A 14072-nucleotide genomic window follows, 5' to 3' on the forward strand; every position below is an offset into this window, starting at 1 on the left:
GTGCGCCGGGGGCGTGGGGAATCCCACTCACCCGCGCATGGCCACGCCGCGTTTCCAGTACCCCATGAACGCCACCTGCGACCGCGCGACGCCTCTTTCCTTGACTAGGTGGCGCCGCAGCGCCGTCACCATGCCGGACTCCCCCGCGATCCACCAGTAGGTTCCGTCCGCTCCCCGCGTATCGACGTCGACCGGCTCACCCGCCGCGGAGAACCCCGGCGTCTCCCACACCAGCGCCTGAGCCGCGGACGCATCGTCCGTGCCCTCCCCGCCCGGAGCCAGGCCGAGACGGGACAGCAGGGCATGTCCGTGCTCGCCGCCGTGCCGGGGTAGCCAGGAGACGGCGAATCCCGCAGGGCTGTCGACGGCCAGCACATCGGCCCGGGTGGGGACCTCGATGAGAGCCCGACCGCGGGCGGTGGCGGGCAGGTCCTCGAGGATCCGGGCGATGGCGGGGGCGGCGGTCTCATCGCCGAGCAGTACGATGTCCGACGCCTCACCCGGGGCGAACTCGACCCCCGCCCCCGCCGGGGCACCGGCGGTCGGGCCGATGACGGTGATCTCGTCCCCCGGGCGTGCGTCCCTCGCCCACCGGGCCGCCGGCCCGGTGTCTCCGTCACCGAGGTGGAGGGCGAAGTCGACGACCAGGCGGGTCTGCCCGTCGACGGTGGACAGGGCGCGCACGGAGTAGGTGCGCATGTGGCCGCGCTCGTCCTCGGGCAACCCGGACCAGGTGGTGAACCAGTCGGGGTCGGCGTCCAGCTGCGGGAGGATGCCCGATGAACCGGGGATGATGAGCTTGATCCGCAGGTCAAGGACGGGTCCGACGGGCCGGAACCCGCGGAGGTCCTCACCGGTGAGGGTGATGCGGAGGAAGTGGGGGCTCAGGCGCTGCGTGGCGTGGACGCGGGCACGGAAGGGACGGAAGGTCATGGTGGATCAGCTCTCGGTGCGGTGGAGGACCCGGTGGCGGCCGATGGGCATGACCATCGGGGCCCCGGAGACGGGGTCGGGCATGACGTGGGACTCGAGGTCGAAGACCTCCCGGATGATGGCGGGGGTGACCACCTGGTCGGGGGTGCCCGCGACGGCGACACGGCCGTCGCGCAGCGCGATGAGCCGGTCGCAGTAGCGGGCGGCGAGGTTGAGGTCATGGAGGACCATGACGATGGTGGTGCCGCGGGCGGTGTTGAGGTCCCGCAGGAGGTCGAGGATCTCCAGCTGGTGGGGGAGGTCGAGGAAGGTCGTCGGCTCGTCGAGCAGGAGGATGTCGGTGTCCTGGGCCAGAGCCATGGCGATCCACACCCGCTGGCGTTGTCCGCCGGAGAGTTCGTCGATGCTGCGTTCGGCCAGGTCGGCGATCCCGGTGGCGGACAGTGCGCGGGCGACGATCTCGTGGTCGTGGGTGGACCACTGGCCGAAGATTCCCTGGTGGGGTGTGCGGCCCCGTCCGACCAGGTCGGCGACCGTGATGCCGTCGGGGGCGGTGGGGGACTGCGGCAGCAGTCCCAGGGTGCGGGCGACCTGACGGGCGGGCAGATCGGTGAGGGGGAGGGCGTCGAGAAGCACCTGCCCGGTGGTCGGCCGCAGGAGCCGGGTGAGAGCGCGCAGGAGGGTGGATTTGCCGCAGCCGTTGCCGCCGATGACGGCGGTGACCGCGCCGGGGAGGATGTCCACGTCGACGCCCGAGAGGACCTGGCGGTCGCCGTAGGACAGGCTCAGCCGGCGGGCGGTGAGGGAGTGGGTGGTGGTCATGAGACAGCTCCGATTCGTCGGGAGCGGATGAGCAGGAGGATGAGGTAGGGCGCGCCGAGCAGGCCGGTGATGACCCCGACGGGATAGCGGGTGTCCAGGGCGAACTGGCCGAGCAGATCGGCGCCTAGGACGAGCAGGGCGCCGACGAGGCCGGCCGCGAGGACCGGGGAACCACCGGGGCCGATGAGCCGGGTGGCGATGGGGCCGGACATGAAGGCGACGAACGCGATCGGCCCGCAGGCGGCGGTGGCGACGGCGATGAGGGCCACCGCGGCGACGATGACGGAGATCCGGACGGTGCGGACGGGCACCCCCAGGCCGGTGGCGAGGTCGTCGCCCAGGCGCAGGACGGCCAGGCGGTGGTCGAGGAGCAGGATCGCCGGCACCGTGGCCGTCACGACGACGGCCACTGGCGCCACCCACGGCCAGCTCGCGGCGTTGAGGGATCCGGTGAGCCAGCGGGTGGCGGTGGGAAGGTCCCACGCCGCGGCCCGGGACAGGGAGTAGGTCACCACCGACTGCAGAAGGGCGGCGACGCCGATGCCGACGAGGATGAGCCGGGTGCCACCGAACCCCTGCCGGACGGACAGGAGGTAGATGGCGCCGGCGACGGCCAGGCCCGCCCCGAGGGCGAGGCCGGAGACCGCCGCCTGGCCCAGATGGAGGAACACGATGCCCACCACCCCGGCTGCCCCGGCACCGGAGGAGATCCCGATGATGTCCGGCGAGGCCAGCTGGTTGCGCAGCAGGGTCTGGAAGACGACGCCGGAGACGCCGAAGGCGCAGCCGGCCAGGACCGCGAGGGCGGTGCGGGGCAGGCGCAGCTCGCCGACGGTGTAGGACGCGCCGGGCACGGATTGTCCGGCGATGACCCGGGCCACCTCGACCGGGGTGTAGAAGGTCTCACCGACCATGAGGGCGACGGCGACCAGGGCGGCGAGGACCGCGGTGAGAGCGAGTAACCGGTGGTGACGAGCGGCCCGGCGACGGGATCGACCGGTGGCGAGAGCGTAGGGGAGGGTGGTGGTCACAATTCACGAACCTTCTGCCGACGGACGATCCAGATGAACAGCGGCGCGCCGAGCGCCGGGGTGAGAACGGCCACGGCGATCTCGCTGGGGCGGGCAATGACCCGGCCGAGGGTGTCGGCCCCGACGAGCAGCACCGCCCCGGTGACTGCGGTGGTGGGGATGAGCCAGCGGTGGTCGGTGCCCACCACCAGCCGGCACAGGTGCGGAACGATGAGTCCGACGAAACCGATGGGGCCGGCGAGGGCGGTGGCCGACCCGCAGAGGATGACCGCCCCCGCGCCGGCGAACAGCCGGGTGGTGCCGGGAGAGGAACCCAGGCCGGTGGCGACGTCGTCGCCGAGTGTGAGGGCGTTGAGGCCACCCGCGCTGGCCCAGCACAGCAGGCCGCCGGTGAGCAGGAACGGCACCCCGAGGGCCAGGTGGTCGAAGGTGGCGCCTCCGACGTCGCCGATCTGCCAGAAACGGAAGGTGTCCATGACCTCGACCCGGGGCAGCAGGACGGCGCTGACGAGCGAGCCTGCCGCAGCCGCGGTGGCCGCGCCCGCCAGGGCCAGGGTGAGTGGCGACGGACCGCCGCCCCGCAGTCCACCGGACGTTCCCAGGCACCCGATGACGTAGACGAACAGGGCGGCCCCCGCCGATCCGAGGATGGCCACGATGAACGTGCTCACCCGGTTGTCCAGGCCGAAGAACGCGATGCCGACGACCACCGCCAGCGCCGCGCCGGACAGGACCCCGAATAAGCCCGGGTCGGCCAGCGGGTTGCGGGTGATGGCCTGCATCGTCGTGCCCGCCACCGCGAGCGCGGCCCCGACGGCCACGGCCAGCACGGTCCGCGGCAGGCGTTGGGTTGCGGCGGCCTGGTCGATGGTCCCGGAATGGCCGGTGAGGGCCGCGAGGGCGTCGGTGACGGCGATGTCGCGGGCGCCGAAGGCGACGGAGGCAACCGTGACGAGGGTGAGGGCAGCGAGCAGGGCAGCCGTGGTCAGGGTGCGTGGTGGGCGGGTCAGCATGATGGGGAGGTCACCTCAGGGAGTCAGCCAGCAGAGCGAAGTAGTCGCGCACACCCCAGGGGATGGACAGCGGGGAGGGGTTGGCCGTCGCGGACAGCGGGCCGGTGCCGAGGAAGGCGACGTGCCCGTCGCGGATGGCGGGGATCTTCCCCATGAGTGGGTGGGCCTGCAGCTCGGCGAGGGTGGCCGCGTTCTCGGCGGGGTCGTCGGAGCCGTAGGAGACGATGAGGTCGACGTCGCCGAAGGACTCGACATCCTCGGCGGAGCGCTCGATCCAGAAGCTCTCGGCCTGCCCTCTCTCCTCCTGAACCACCTCCGGCACGCCGATCCCGGCCTCGGCGAGGAAGCCGGCCCGGGGGTCCTTCGTGCCGTAGAAGCCGATGGTGGACAGGTCGTTCTGGCCACCGAAGGAGGTGAACAGGACATTGGTGTCCTTGAGCTCCGGAAACTCGTCGAGGGCGGCGGTGACCTCGGCGTCGAGGGAGGCGTTGAGGTCCTCAGCCTCCGCGTCCTTGCCCAGCCCGGCTGCGTCGAGGGTGACCATGTCCGACAGCGAGGTTCCCCAGGGGATGCCCGGGTAGGCGACGACGGGGGCGATCTTGCTCAGCTTGTCGTAGTCGTCTTGGGTGATGCCGGAGTAGGCGGCGAGGATGACGTCGGGGCGGGTGTCGGCGATCTGCTCGAAGGGGATGGCGTCGGTCTCGTCGAACAGGACCGGGGTGTCGGCCCCGAGTTCGGCGAGAGTGTCCTCGACCCAGGGGAGGACACCGTCGCCGTCATCGTCGCCCCAGGTTGCCTTCGACATGCCGACGGGTACCACGCCCAGGGCGAGGGGGACCTCGTGGTTGGCCCAGCCGACGGTGGCCACCTGCTCCGGGGAGTCCTCGACGGTGGTCTGGCCGAAAGCGTGGGTGACGGTGACGGGGAAACCCGCGGCGGGGGCGGTCTGCCCGTCGGATCCGGCGGCCCCGGCCGTTCCGGGGCCGTCGTCGTCGGTGGCGCAGGCGGTGAGGGACGCGGTGGCGAGCGCGGCGGTGAGCACGGCGGCCGGCAGGGACCGGGGCAGGCGGGGACGGGAGGGCATGGGCGAGTCCTTTCGACTGAACATCTCAATTCAATAAGGTAAGGCTCGGCTAAGTTAGCATGACCTAACACGGTTGGGGAAGTGTGTCCGCCGGAGACGTTCGCCCCGGATCCGGGCCACCTCACCGACCGGCCCCGACAGTCGGATGAATCACCCCGACCGCCCGCAGGTCGGCCCCACTCCGGGTCGGCGGGTAGTCTGTTCCGCCGTGCCACGCCTGCGTTTCATCCCCACCGCGTCCCTGCCCGCCCGACCGCCGCTGCCCCGGCAGACCGAGATCTCCGAGCCCCGCCGCATCATCGTCATGATCGCCCTGGCGCTGGGCGGTTTCGCCATCGGCACCTCCGAGTTCGTGTCCATGGGCCTGCTGCCGCTCATCGCCGACGACTTCGGCATCGCCGAGAACCAGGCCGGCCACGTCATCTCCGCCTACGCGCTCGGCGTCGTGGTCGGCGCGCCGCTGATCACGGCGCTGACCGGGCTCGTGCCGCGCCGGCGGCTGCTGCTCATCCTCATGGCCGCGTTCACCCTCGGCCACGTGCTCGCCGCGATGTCGGACAGCTACCTCACCCTGCTGGCGGCCCGCTTCATCGCGGGCCTGCCGCACGGGGCGTACTTCTCGGTCGCCGGGCTCTCGGCGGCGTCGATGGCCCCGCCGGGGCAGCGGGGCCGGGCGCTGGCGTTCGTCGGCATGGGCCTGTCGGTGGCCACGGTCGCCGGCGTGCCCGCCGCCCAGGCGCTGGGGCAGGCGTTCGGCTGGGCCGCGGCCTATGTTCTGGTCGCGGTGCTCGCCGCGATCACCGTCACCGCGCTGTGGTTCCTCATGCCGCACATGACTCAGATGCCGGCGACGTCGGTACGCACGGAACTCGGTGCCCTTACCCGGCTGCAGGTGTGGCTGACCCTGGCCATCGGCACCGTCGGTTTCGGCGGTATGTTCGCCGTCTACACCTACATCGCGTGGACCATGACCGAGCGCGCCGGGATGGACGATCGCTGGCTGTGGGCCGTGCTCATGGCCTACGGCGTCGGCAGCGTGGCGGGCAACTGGTTCGGCGGCCGGCTGGCCGACCGCAACCTCGACCGCGGCATCCTCTTCTCCCTGGTGATGATCGCCGTGGTGCTGGTGGCCTTCTTCGCCACTTCGCAGTGGGTGCTGCCGGGCGCCCTCACCTTCGCGTTCATCGGCTTCTTCGGCGCCAGCCTCGTGCCCAGCCTGCAGCTGCGCCTCATGGAGGTCGCCGGGGACGCCCAGACGCTGGCCGCCTCCCTCAACCACTCGGCCCTCAATCTGGCCAACGCCTCCGGCGCGGCGCTTGGTGGGGCGGTCATCGCCGCCGGCCTCGGCTACGCGGCCCCCGCCCTCGCGGGCGCCGGCCTGGCGGTGACGGCCATCCTCATCTGGTTCCCGGCCGCCCGACTAAGGTGAGTGGAATGAGTCTGACCATCACCTCCGTCAACGTCAACGGCATCCGTGCCGCCGTCAAGAAGCGCAACGAGGACAACCCGGGCATGCACGCCTGGCTCGAGGAGACCGACGCCGAGGTGGTCCTCCTGCAGGAGGTCCGCGCCACCGTCGACGAATCCGTCAAGGCCCTCCAGCCGGCCCTCGACGCCGGCTGGCACTACGTCGGCGCCCCTGCGGCGGCGAAGGGCCGCGCCGGGGTGGGCATTCTCTCCCGGGCACCGCTTGACGACGTTCGCGTCGGCTTCGGTTCCTTCCCCGATTCCGGCCGCTGGCTCGAGGGCACCTACGAGGGCGTGCGCGTCGCCTCCCTCTACCTGCCCTCCGGCTCCGCGGGCACGGAGAAGCAGGACGAGAAGTACCGCTTCCTCGACGAGTTCAGCGACATCCTCGACCAGCGCGCCGACGAGTTCGGCGACATGGTCATCGGCGGCGACTGGAACATCTGCCACCGACGCGAGGACCTGAAGAACTGGAAGACCAACCAGAAGAAGTCCGGTTTCCTGCCCGACGAGCGCGCCTTCATGGACTCCGTCTTCGGCGCCTTCCCGGAGGAGACCAGCCAGGAGAAGCCGGGCCTGGGTGAGTACTTCGGCGTCGTGGACTACGAGGGCCGCACCGTGCGCACCGCCGCGACGCAGCCCCGCTGGTTCGACGTGGCGCGCAGGCTCCAGCCCGAGGGCGACGGCCCTTACACCTGGTGGACCTTCCGCGGGCAGGCCTTCAACAACAACGCCGGCTGGCGCATCGACTACCAGGCCGCCACCGCGTCCATGCTCGAGCGCGCCGAGCGCTCCTGGGTCGACCGGGCCCCGACCGTGGAGACCCGCTGGTCCGACCACTCGCCGCTCAACGTCACCTACCGGTAGCGGCATGGACGCGATCGACACCGCCCAGCTGCTGGTGGTCACCTTCATCATCGGCATCACCGCTGAGGCGATCACCGCGGCGCTGGCCGCCGGCCGTCAGCGGATGGACCTGTTCGGTGTCCTCGCGCTCGCGGCACTCACCGCCCTCGGCGGCGGCACGATCCGCGACATCCTCCTCGACTCCTACCCGCTGAGGTGGGTGGCGGAGCCGCGGTACCTCATCATCGTGGTCGTCGCCGCGCTGGTGACGGTGGCGCTGTCCTTCCTCATGCACTACTTCCGCCGGCTCTTCCTGCTTGCCGACGCCGTCGGCCTAGCCACCTTCTCCGTCATCGGCACCCAGGTGGCCCTCGACCTCGGCCACGGATTCGTCATCGCCTGCGTCGCCGCCGTGGTCAACGGCGTGTCCGGCGGCGTGCTCCGCGACCTCATATCCGACCGGGTCCCCCTGGTGTTCTCCAGGGAGCTCTACGCCTCCATCTCCGTGCTCGCCACCATCACCTACGTCGGCCTGCTGGAACTGGGACTCTCGGAGAACTGGGTCATCGTCATCACCCTCATCGTCGCCTTCACCGTCCGCGTCATCGCCATGTACCGCGGCTGGCACCTGCCGGTGTTCGACTACCGGGGCGCCGAGCAGCCCGTCGATCCCCGACTGAGCATGTCCTACCAGTACATGCGCCGTGGCCTGCGCGCCGCCCGCCGTCGCACCCACTTCGACATCACGCGCTACCGACTGCTCGACCGCAACCGGGGCGGGCAACCCCCTGAGGAGCAGAGCTGGGGGCCGGACGGGGAAACCGGTCCCCGCTGACACCTCGCCTGCTACCATGTTCACGACATATGTCGGCGTTGTGACCAACAGAAGAGAAGTGGAAAGAACATGCGCGCACTCATCATCCTCATCCTCGGTGCCATCCTCGTCGCGGCCGGCTGGTTCTGGTACGCGTCCATCGGTTTCTCCGTCCTGGCCATGGTGGCGGCGCTGGTGATGGGTGCCGGTGGCGCGCTGATCGTCTCCGCCATCGCCATCGGCCTGGACAAGCACAGCCCCACCTCCCGCAAGCTGGGCAAGTAACGCCCGGGAGAAGCAGGCGTCGATAAGCGACACCGCGAGGATCACCACGACCTTGCGGTGTCGCTTTCCTGTGCGGGGGCTAGACTCAGTGCCCATGAGCGACCAGAACCCGTCGACCGACACCCGCCAGCGCGTCCTCTCCGGCATCCAGCCGACCGCGGACTCCTACCACCTGGGCAACTACCTCGGTGCGCTGAAGCAGTGGATCAACCTGCAGGACACCTACGACGCGTTCTACTTCATCCCTGACCTGCACGCCATCACCGTCGACCAGAACCCGGATGAACTGCGCCATCGCACCATCGCCGGCGTCGCCCAGCTCATTGCCCTCGGCATCGACCCGGCCAAGTCCACCCTCTTCGTCCAGTCCCACGTGCCGCAGCACGCCGAACTGACCTGGGTGCTCAACTGCCTCACCGGCTTCGGCGAGGCCGGCCGCATGACCCAGTTCAAGGACAAGTCCGCCAAGCAGGGCCAGGACCGCACCACCGTCGGCCTGTTCACCTACCCCGTGCTCATGGCCGCCGACATCCTCCTGTACAAGCCGCAGCTCGTGCCCGTCGGCGAGGACCAGCGTCAGCACCTCGAGCTCACCCGCACCCTGGCGGAGCGCTTCAACTCCCGCTACGGCGAGACCTTCGTCGTCCCCGAGGGTTTCATCCCCGAGGGCGCGTCCAAGATCCAGGACCTGCAGAACCCCACCGCCAAGATGTCCAAGTCCGCGGACAACCCCAAGGGCTGCATCAACCTGCTCGACGACCCGAAGACCTCCGCCAAGCGCATCAAGTCGGCCGTCACCGACAACGACGGGGTCATCGCCTATGACAAGGAGAACAAGCCGGGCGTGTCCAACCTGCTGGTCATCCAGTCCGCGCTCACCGGCACGTCGATCGACGACCTCGTCGCCGGCTACGAGGGACAGGGCTACGGTGCCCTCAAGACCGACACCGCCGACGCCCTCGAGGCGTTCACCACCCCGCTGCGCGCGCGTTTCGACGAACTCATGGCCGACCCCGCCGAGATCGAGCGCATCCTCGCTGTCGGTGCCGAACGCGCCCGGGAAGTCGCCGAGCCGCTGGTCCAGGACGTCTACGACAAGGTCGGCTTCCTCGCTCCGCGTCGCTAGGCCCCACCGATCGGGTGAATCGGCTGTTCAGGGCTTCGATTCACCCCCACGGTACGTGCTGAGGGTGCAAACCCGCCCGGATTTCCCTACCGTTGGTGTGTCAACCATAGGGATTTTTCACGGCAAGGGAAGGACGGCTCGTGGCCACCACCACCCACGCGGACGAGCGGTATACCGACGAGTACGGCATTGAGCGGGACCGGGACGACGAGCCGGGCGCCGTCGACAAGGTCCGCGACAAGTCCGAGTTCGTCGACCACCTCATGCGGATGCAGGACCGCTACACCTCCATGGGCGGCAACCAGTACTCCGCCGGCATCACCTACTTCTCCGTCCTGGCGATCTTCCCCATCCTCATGCTCGTCGTCGCGGCCGCCGCCGCGGTGCTGGCCAACCGGCCCGAACTGCTCACCCAGCTGCAGGAACAGATCGCCGAGTCCGTCAGCGGTGAGATGGGCACCCTCATCAACGACATCCTCGCCACCGCCATCGAACAGCGCGGCGCCGTCGCCGGCATCGGCGCCCTGACCACCCTGTGGTCCGGCCTGGGCTGGATGAACAACCTCCGCTACGGCGTGTCCAAGATGTGGAAGGTCGACCCCACGGCCGTGGGCAACTTCGTCAAGAACAAGGCCGCCGACCTGCTCGGCCTCATCGGCCTCATCATCGCCTTCATCATCGCCTTCAGCGTCACCGCAATCGGCAACTCCGGCCTCACCACCTCCCTCCTCGACCTGATCGGCCTCGGTGACGTCCCCGGCATCCGCTTCATCACCGCCATCATCGCCATCCTCGTCGGCGTGCTGGCCAACTTCCTCGTCATGGCGTGGATGGTGTTCTACCTGCCGCGCACCAAGGTCCCCCGCCGCCCCGGCCTCCAGGCCGCGTTCATCGGCGCCATGGCCTTCGAGGTGATCAAGCAGCTCGGCTCCCTGTTCTTCTCCAACGCGCTGTCCAACCCCGCCGGCGCCACCTTCGGCCCCATCATCGGCCTCATGGTCGTGTTCTACCTCGTGTGGCGCGTGGTCATGTACATCTCCGCCTGGGCCGCCACCGACGAGGAGTCCCTCCGCATGGCACAGGCACCCTCCCCGGAGCCCGCCATCATCCGCGTGCGCCAGGAGATCAACCACGCCCCCGACGCCCGCACCACCGGCGCCGCCGTCGGCGTCGGCGCCGCCCTCGGTGCCGCCGGTGCCGGCCTCATCGCACTGCTGACCCGCAAGTAGGCGGGGCCTCGGGCTCGGGGTTGAATCAGGGCGAATCCCGATGGTCAGCGTCCACCCGGGTTCGTAGGCTGGTGTCCACAACGAACCACAGGAAGGCCCCACCGTGAACGACCAGACCATCGATCTCTACGCACTGTTCAACCTCGACCGCGAGGCCACCAGCCGAGAACTGGGCCTGCTCGTCCTGGCCCGGGACGCCGACCTGGAGAACAAGGGTGTGCCCGCCACCGACCATCGGCGCCGCCAGCTCGAGACCGCCTACGGGGTTCTCTCCGAGGAGGCCACCCGACGCACCTACGACGATGCCCTCGGCGCCCGCCTGCAACTGACGTGGCCCGAACTGGAGCACCTGGGTAGCTTCGGTGAGCTGCCCGACGCGAACCTCTTCCCGGGGTCTGCGCAATCACCGGGACAGTCACCGGGGCAGCCACAGTCTCAGTCCCCGTTCGGCTATCCGATGGGCACCCCGTCGCCGCCGACCGCCGCCTACCCGGGTTCATACCCGGGCGGGCCCGGTGCCGTCGGCTCCACCGCCGCCTCCTCTTTCGGGTACCCGACCGGCCCGGTCGACTACTCCTCCCAGGTGCCCGCCCAGCAGTACGGCGTTCACCCCTACCCGGACCGGCCGTCCGCTGGTCTGCGCCTGGGCATGACGCTCCTGGACTCGCTCGCGGCCGTCTCCGTCGCCGGTGTGGCGAGCCTGATGTTCTCCTTCAACGACACCCTCGCCGGGATCGCCGCCGCCGTCGTCTCCCTGGCCTACTTCATCGGCCTCGAGGCCTACACCGGTGCCACCCCGGTCAAGCACCTGTTCGGCTACCAGGTCCGCGACCTGCAGACCGGTGCCAAGCCCTCCCTGGAGCAGTCCGCCAAGCGCTACTGGTGGCGCATCGTCGGCTACCTGCCGGTCCTGGGCACCATCGTGGCTTTTGTCGGCATGATCGTCATCGGTTCGTCCATCAACTCGGCGAACCAGTTCATCGGCGTCCACGACCGCTGGGCCGGTGTCGAGGTCGTGCGCAAGCGCAACCGGGCGTAGCCGGCAGCGGAGAACGGCGCGCTACCGCTGCGCGTGCCTACCCGACTGCCGGTTCAACCGCCGGGTGATCACCAGCGCCAGGGCGGCGAGGACGGCCACGGCGACCACGGCGATGATGCCGGGGACCAGCCACTGGGAGCGTGCTGAATCCTGGGCGTGGACGCCGGGTTCGTCCACGGCCTCGCCGTCGAGTTCCGGTGCGGGCGTCGGGGTCGCTGACGGACCGTCGACGGCCACGGGCTCGAGGAGGCCGACACCCTCACCCTCGGGGATCTCGTAGGCCTGGTTGAGCAGCAGCTGGGCCTGCTCCCAGGGGCGGGCCTTGTCGGTGGTGGTGTCGAGGATGACAGTGAACAGGCGACGGTCGTCTCGGTTCATGGCGCCGACGAAGGTGTGGTTCGCGTCGTCGGTGTAGCCGGTCTTACCGCCGATGCCGTCGGGGTCGTTGAGGAACAGGCCGTTGTCGTTCCACACCTCGTAGCCGGGCAGGTCGTCGTATCCGGGGAAGGGGATGTGGTCGGTGTCGACGATCCGGAAGAAGCCGGGCCGGGAGTACGCCTCCCGGTAGATCAGGCCCATGTCGTAGGCGGAGGTGGACATGCCGGGGGAGTCGAGGCCGGAGTAGCTGGCGGCGCGGGTGTCGGTGGTGCCCAGGTCGCGGGCGAGTTCGTTGATCTCCCGGAGGACGACCTCGTCGCCGCCGAGTTCCTGGGCCAGGGCGTGGGCGGCGTCATTGCCGGAGACCAGCAGCAGGCCGTGGAGCAGCTGGTCCACGGTGTAGCGGCCACCGGCACCGATGCCCACGGCGGAGCCGATCTGCCCGGCGGATTCCTCGGAGACGGTCACCTCGTCGGTGAGGGTGAGATTGTCCAGGGCCAGCAGTGCCAGCAGCACCTTGATGATGCTCGCCGGCCGGTAGCGGCCGTGCGGGTCCTTCGCGGCGACGATCTCCCCGGTGTCCATGTCCGCGACCAGCCACGCGCTGGCCAGGACCTCCTCGGGCACGTCGAAACCGTCGGGCGCGGTGACCCCGCAATTGCCGGCCACCGCGACAGGCAGGGGAGTGGGTACCGCCTGCCCGGGCACGGGGACCTCGGAGGTGGACTTCGCCTCGGGCGGGGAGACCTGCTGAGGGCATTCGTCGGTGTCCGGGGCGTGCTCCCGGCTGGTGGTCGGCTCCGACAACTCCGTCCCGGTCGCCGATTCCGGGGGCGTCTCCTGTGCGAGAACGGGACCGACTCCGATCCCGGTGGTCAGGAGGGTCGCGGCGAGGACCGCGCAGAGGGGACGTGTGAGGGCAGCTTTCATGGCCAGCCCATCCTAAGCCTGTGGTTACCATGGACCGCATGTACGACTCTCCCGTCATCAGCCCGGAACACAAGAATGCCGCCCGCGACATCATCGCGCGCCTGCCCAAGGTGGATCTCCACCATCATCTGGAGGGCACCGACGGTGTCGATCCGGCTGAGCTCCAGACCCCGGACGCGCTGACGTCAGCGGTCACCCGCGCGGTCGTCGCCCTGGCGGAGGACAACGTCGTTTATGTCGAGCTGCGTCTGTCGCCGGAGTTCTACACCGCCGGCGGCCTCACACTCCGGGAGGTCGTCGACTGTGCGGTCAGCGGCATCGAGGCCGCCCGCGCGCAGGCCCCGACCATGGACGCCCGCCTCATCCTCACCGCGATGCGCGGCACGGGGCTGCTTGCCGACGTCGCCGAGCTCACCGTCGCCACCCACGGCGACGTGGTCGTCGGATTCGACGTGGCCGGGCCCGAGGAGGAACAGGACCCGCTCACCGGGTACGCCGAGGCGTTCGCCTCGCTGCGGAAGAACTACGTGCCCGTGACGGTCCACGCCGGCCTGCACGGCGGGATCGACGCCGTGGCCGATGCTGTCCAGGACGGGGCGACCCGACTGTCGCACGCCACACACATGGTCGATGACTTCAGCGTCGACATCGAGGGCATCGTCCCCGGCCGGGTCTCCGCCTGGGTCCGCGACCGCCACATCGTGGTCGAATCCGCCCCGCTGCTCGAGGTGGAGCTCGGTGCCGCCGACGAACTCGGCGACCACCCGCTGCCCCTGTTCCAGCAACTCGGCTTCACCTGTGCCGTGACCACCGGCAACGCCGCGGCGGGCACGATGACGGACCAGTTCCTGGCACTGGCGGACACGTTCGGCTACGGGCTGGAGGAGTTCTTCGAGGTCACCGTCGCGGCCGTGAACAACGCATTCATCAGCCAGGAGGAGCGCCAGCGCCTGCTGGAGACGGTCATCCTCCCGGCCTACGAGGAACTCGCGGATCCGGAGGCCGGTCTCGTCGGTGATCCGGACGAGGAGGACGAGAGCTGATCGTGCACACCGGCGACTACCGGGACCGGCGC

14 protein-coding genes are annotated in these 14072 nt (G+C 70.0%); 8 read left to right on the forward strand and 6 right to left on the reverse strand.

All coding sequences use genetic code 11. From position 1 onward, the window contains the following. Positions 1-27: 27 nt before the first annotated feature. From QP029_RS06530 to QP029_RS06550, 5 genes are read right to left on the reverse strand one after another with little or no spacing between them, the layout of a single operon-like run. Entirely contained in the window at positions 28-933 is a 906-nt protein-coding gene (locus QP029_RS06530) for a siderophore-interacting protein (RefSeq protein ID WP_284875996.1), read from the reverse strand. A 6-nt stretch (positions 934-939) separates the two neighbouring features. Then, the gene (locus tag QP029_RS06535) at positions 940-1755 is read right to left on the reverse strand and encodes an ABC transporter ATP-binding protein (protein ID WP_284875997.1); all 816 of its coding nucleotides are present in this window, start codon (positions 1753-1755) and stop codon (positions 940-942) included. Further along, positions 1752-2786 carry a FecCD family ABC transporter permease gene (locus QP029_RS06540; protein ID WP_284875998.1) on the reverse strand — a complete coding sequence of 345 codons (1035 nt, stop codon included), beginning with the start codon at positions 2784-2786 and terminating at the stop codon, positions 1752-1754. Before QP029_RS06540 ends, QP029_RS06535 begins: the two co-directional genes overlap by 4 nt. Further along, a complete protein-coding gene (locus QP029_RS06545) occupies positions 2783-3796 on the reverse strand; it encodes a FecCD family ABC transporter permease (protein ID WP_432418723.1) in 1014 nt (337 codons plus the stop codon). The genes QP029_RS06540 and QP029_RS06545 overlap by 4 nt, the downstream gene beginning before the upstream one ends. Positions 3797-3809: 13 nt before the next feature. After that, positions 3810-4883, reverse strand: a complete 1074-nt coding sequence (locus QP029_RS06550) for an iron-siderophore ABC transporter substrate-binding protein (RefSeq protein ID WP_284876000.1) — start codon at positions 4881-4883, stop codon at positions 3810-3812. Positions 4884-5028: 145 nt separating this feature from the next. On the opposite strand from QP029_RS06550, the gene QP029_RS06555 reads away from it, so the two are divergent. The 7 genes from QP029_RS06555 (at position 5029) to QP029_RS06585 (ending at position 11689) form a co-directional block, all read left to right on the forward strand. Beyond that, on the forward strand, positions 5029-6312 hold the full coding sequence (locus QP029_RS06555) for an MFS transporter (protein ID WP_432418708.1): 1284 nt from the start codon (positions 5029-5031) through the stop codon (positions 6310-6312). Between the two features lie 5 nt (positions 6313-6317). Continuing rightward, positions 6318-7217, forward strand: a complete 900-nt coding sequence (locus QP029_RS06560; protein WP_284876002.1) for an exodeoxyribonuclease III — start codon at positions 6318-6320, stop codon at positions 7215-7217. Positions 7218-7221: 4 nt separating this feature from the next. Continuing rightward, positions 7222-8031: a trimeric intracellular cation channel family protein gene (locus tag QP029_RS06565; RefSeq protein WP_284876003.1), complete on the forward strand. Its 810-nt coding sequence runs from the start codon at positions 7222-7224 to the stop codon at positions 8029-8031. A gap of 69 nt (positions 8032-8100) precedes the next feature. Next, positions 8101-8295, forward strand: a complete 195-nt coding sequence (locus QP029_RS06570) for a hypothetical protein (protein ID WP_284876004.1) — start codon at positions 8101-8103, stop codon at positions 8293-8295. Positions 8296-8389: 94 nt separating this feature from the next. Further along, entirely contained in the window at positions 8390-9421 is a 1032-nt protein-coding gene (trpS, locus tag QP029_RS06575) for a tryptophan--tRNA ligase (RefSeq protein ID WP_284876005.1), read from the forward strand. Between the two features lie 140 nt (positions 9422-9561). Next, positions 9562-10650: a YhjD/YihY/BrkB family envelope integrity protein gene (locus QP029_RS06580; RefSeq protein WP_284876006.1), complete on the forward strand. Its 1089-nt coding sequence runs from the start codon at positions 9562-9564 to the stop codon at positions 10648-10650. A gap of 103 nt (positions 10651-10753) precedes the next feature. Next, positions 10754-11689 carry an RDD family protein gene (locus tag QP029_RS06585; RefSeq protein WP_284876007.1) on the forward strand — a complete coding sequence of 312 codons (936 nt, stop codon included), beginning with the start codon at positions 10754-10756 and terminating at the stop codon, positions 11687-11689. A gap of 21 nt (positions 11690-11710) precedes the next feature. Here the strand turns inward: QP029_RS06585 and QP029_RS06590 are convergent, their stop codons facing one another. Continuing rightward, positions 11711-12997 carry a D-alanyl-D-alanine carboxypeptidase family protein gene (locus QP029_RS06590; protein WP_284876008.1) on the reverse strand — a complete coding sequence of 429 codons (1287 nt, stop codon included), beginning with the start codon at positions 12995-12997 and terminating at the stop codon, positions 11711-11713. 38 nt (positions 12998-13035) lie between these two features. Here QP029_RS06590 and QP029_RS06595 point away from each other — a divergent pair, with 38 nt between their 5' ends. After that, positions 13036-14040 (forward strand): adenosine deaminase family protein, encoded by a 1005-nt coding sequence (locus tag QP029_RS06595; protein ID WP_284876009.1) that lies wholly within the window; start codon positions 13036-13038, stop codon positions 14038-14040. The last annotated feature ends 32 nt before the right edge of the window (positions 14041-14072 follow it).

This window comes from Corynebacterium suedekumii (assembly GCF_030252185.1).
Lineage (GTDB): Bacteria > Actinomycetota > Actinomycetes > Mycobacteriales > Mycobacteriaceae > Corynebacterium > Corynebacterium suedekumii.

What these genes read in the sequence shown, in the direction of transcription:
- QP029_RS06550 (WP_284876000.1), bottom strand. Translation starts at nt 4,883, where the DNA reads ATGCCCTCCCGTCCCCGCCTGCCCCGGTCCCTGCCGGCCGCCGTGCTC.
- QP029_RS06535 (WP_284875997.1), bottom strand. Translation starts at nt 1,755, where the DNA reads ATGACCACCACCCACTCCCTCACCGCCCGCCGGCTGAGCCTGTCCTAC.
- QP029_RS06590 (WP_284876008.1), bottom strand. Translation starts at nt 12,997, where the DNA reads ATGAAAGCTGCCCTCACACGTCCCCTCTGCGCGGTCCTCGCCGCGACC.
- QP029_RS06560 (WP_284876002.1), top strand. Translation starts at nt 6,318, where the DNA reads ATGAGTCTGACCATCACCTCCGTCAACGTCAACGGCATCCGTGCCGCC.
- QP029_RS06565 (WP_284876003.1), top strand. Translation starts at nt 7,222, where the DNA reads ATGGACGCGATCGACACCGCCCAGCTGCTGGTGGTCACCTTCATCATC.
- trpS (WP_284876005.1), top strand. Translation starts at nt 8,390, where the DNA reads ATGAGCGACCAGAACCCGTCGACCGACACCCGCCAGCGCGTCCTCTCC.
- QP029_RS06555 (WP_432418708.1), top strand. Translation starts at nt 5,029, where the DNA reads ATGAATCACCCCGACCGCCCGCAGGTCGGCCCCACTCCGGGTCGGCGG.
- QP029_RS06530 (WP_284875996.1), bottom strand. Translation starts at nt 933, where the DNA reads ATGACCTTCCGTCCCTTCCGTGCCCGCGTCCACGCCACGCAGCGCCTG.
- QP029_RS06595 (WP_284876009.1), top strand. Translation starts at nt 13,036, where the DNA reads ATGTACGACTCTCCCGTCATCAGCCCGGAACACAAGAATGCCGCCCGC.
- QP029_RS06570 (WP_284876004.1), top strand. Translation starts at nt 8,101, where the DNA reads ATGCGCGCACTCATCATCCTCATCCTCGGTGCCATCCTCGTCGCGGCC.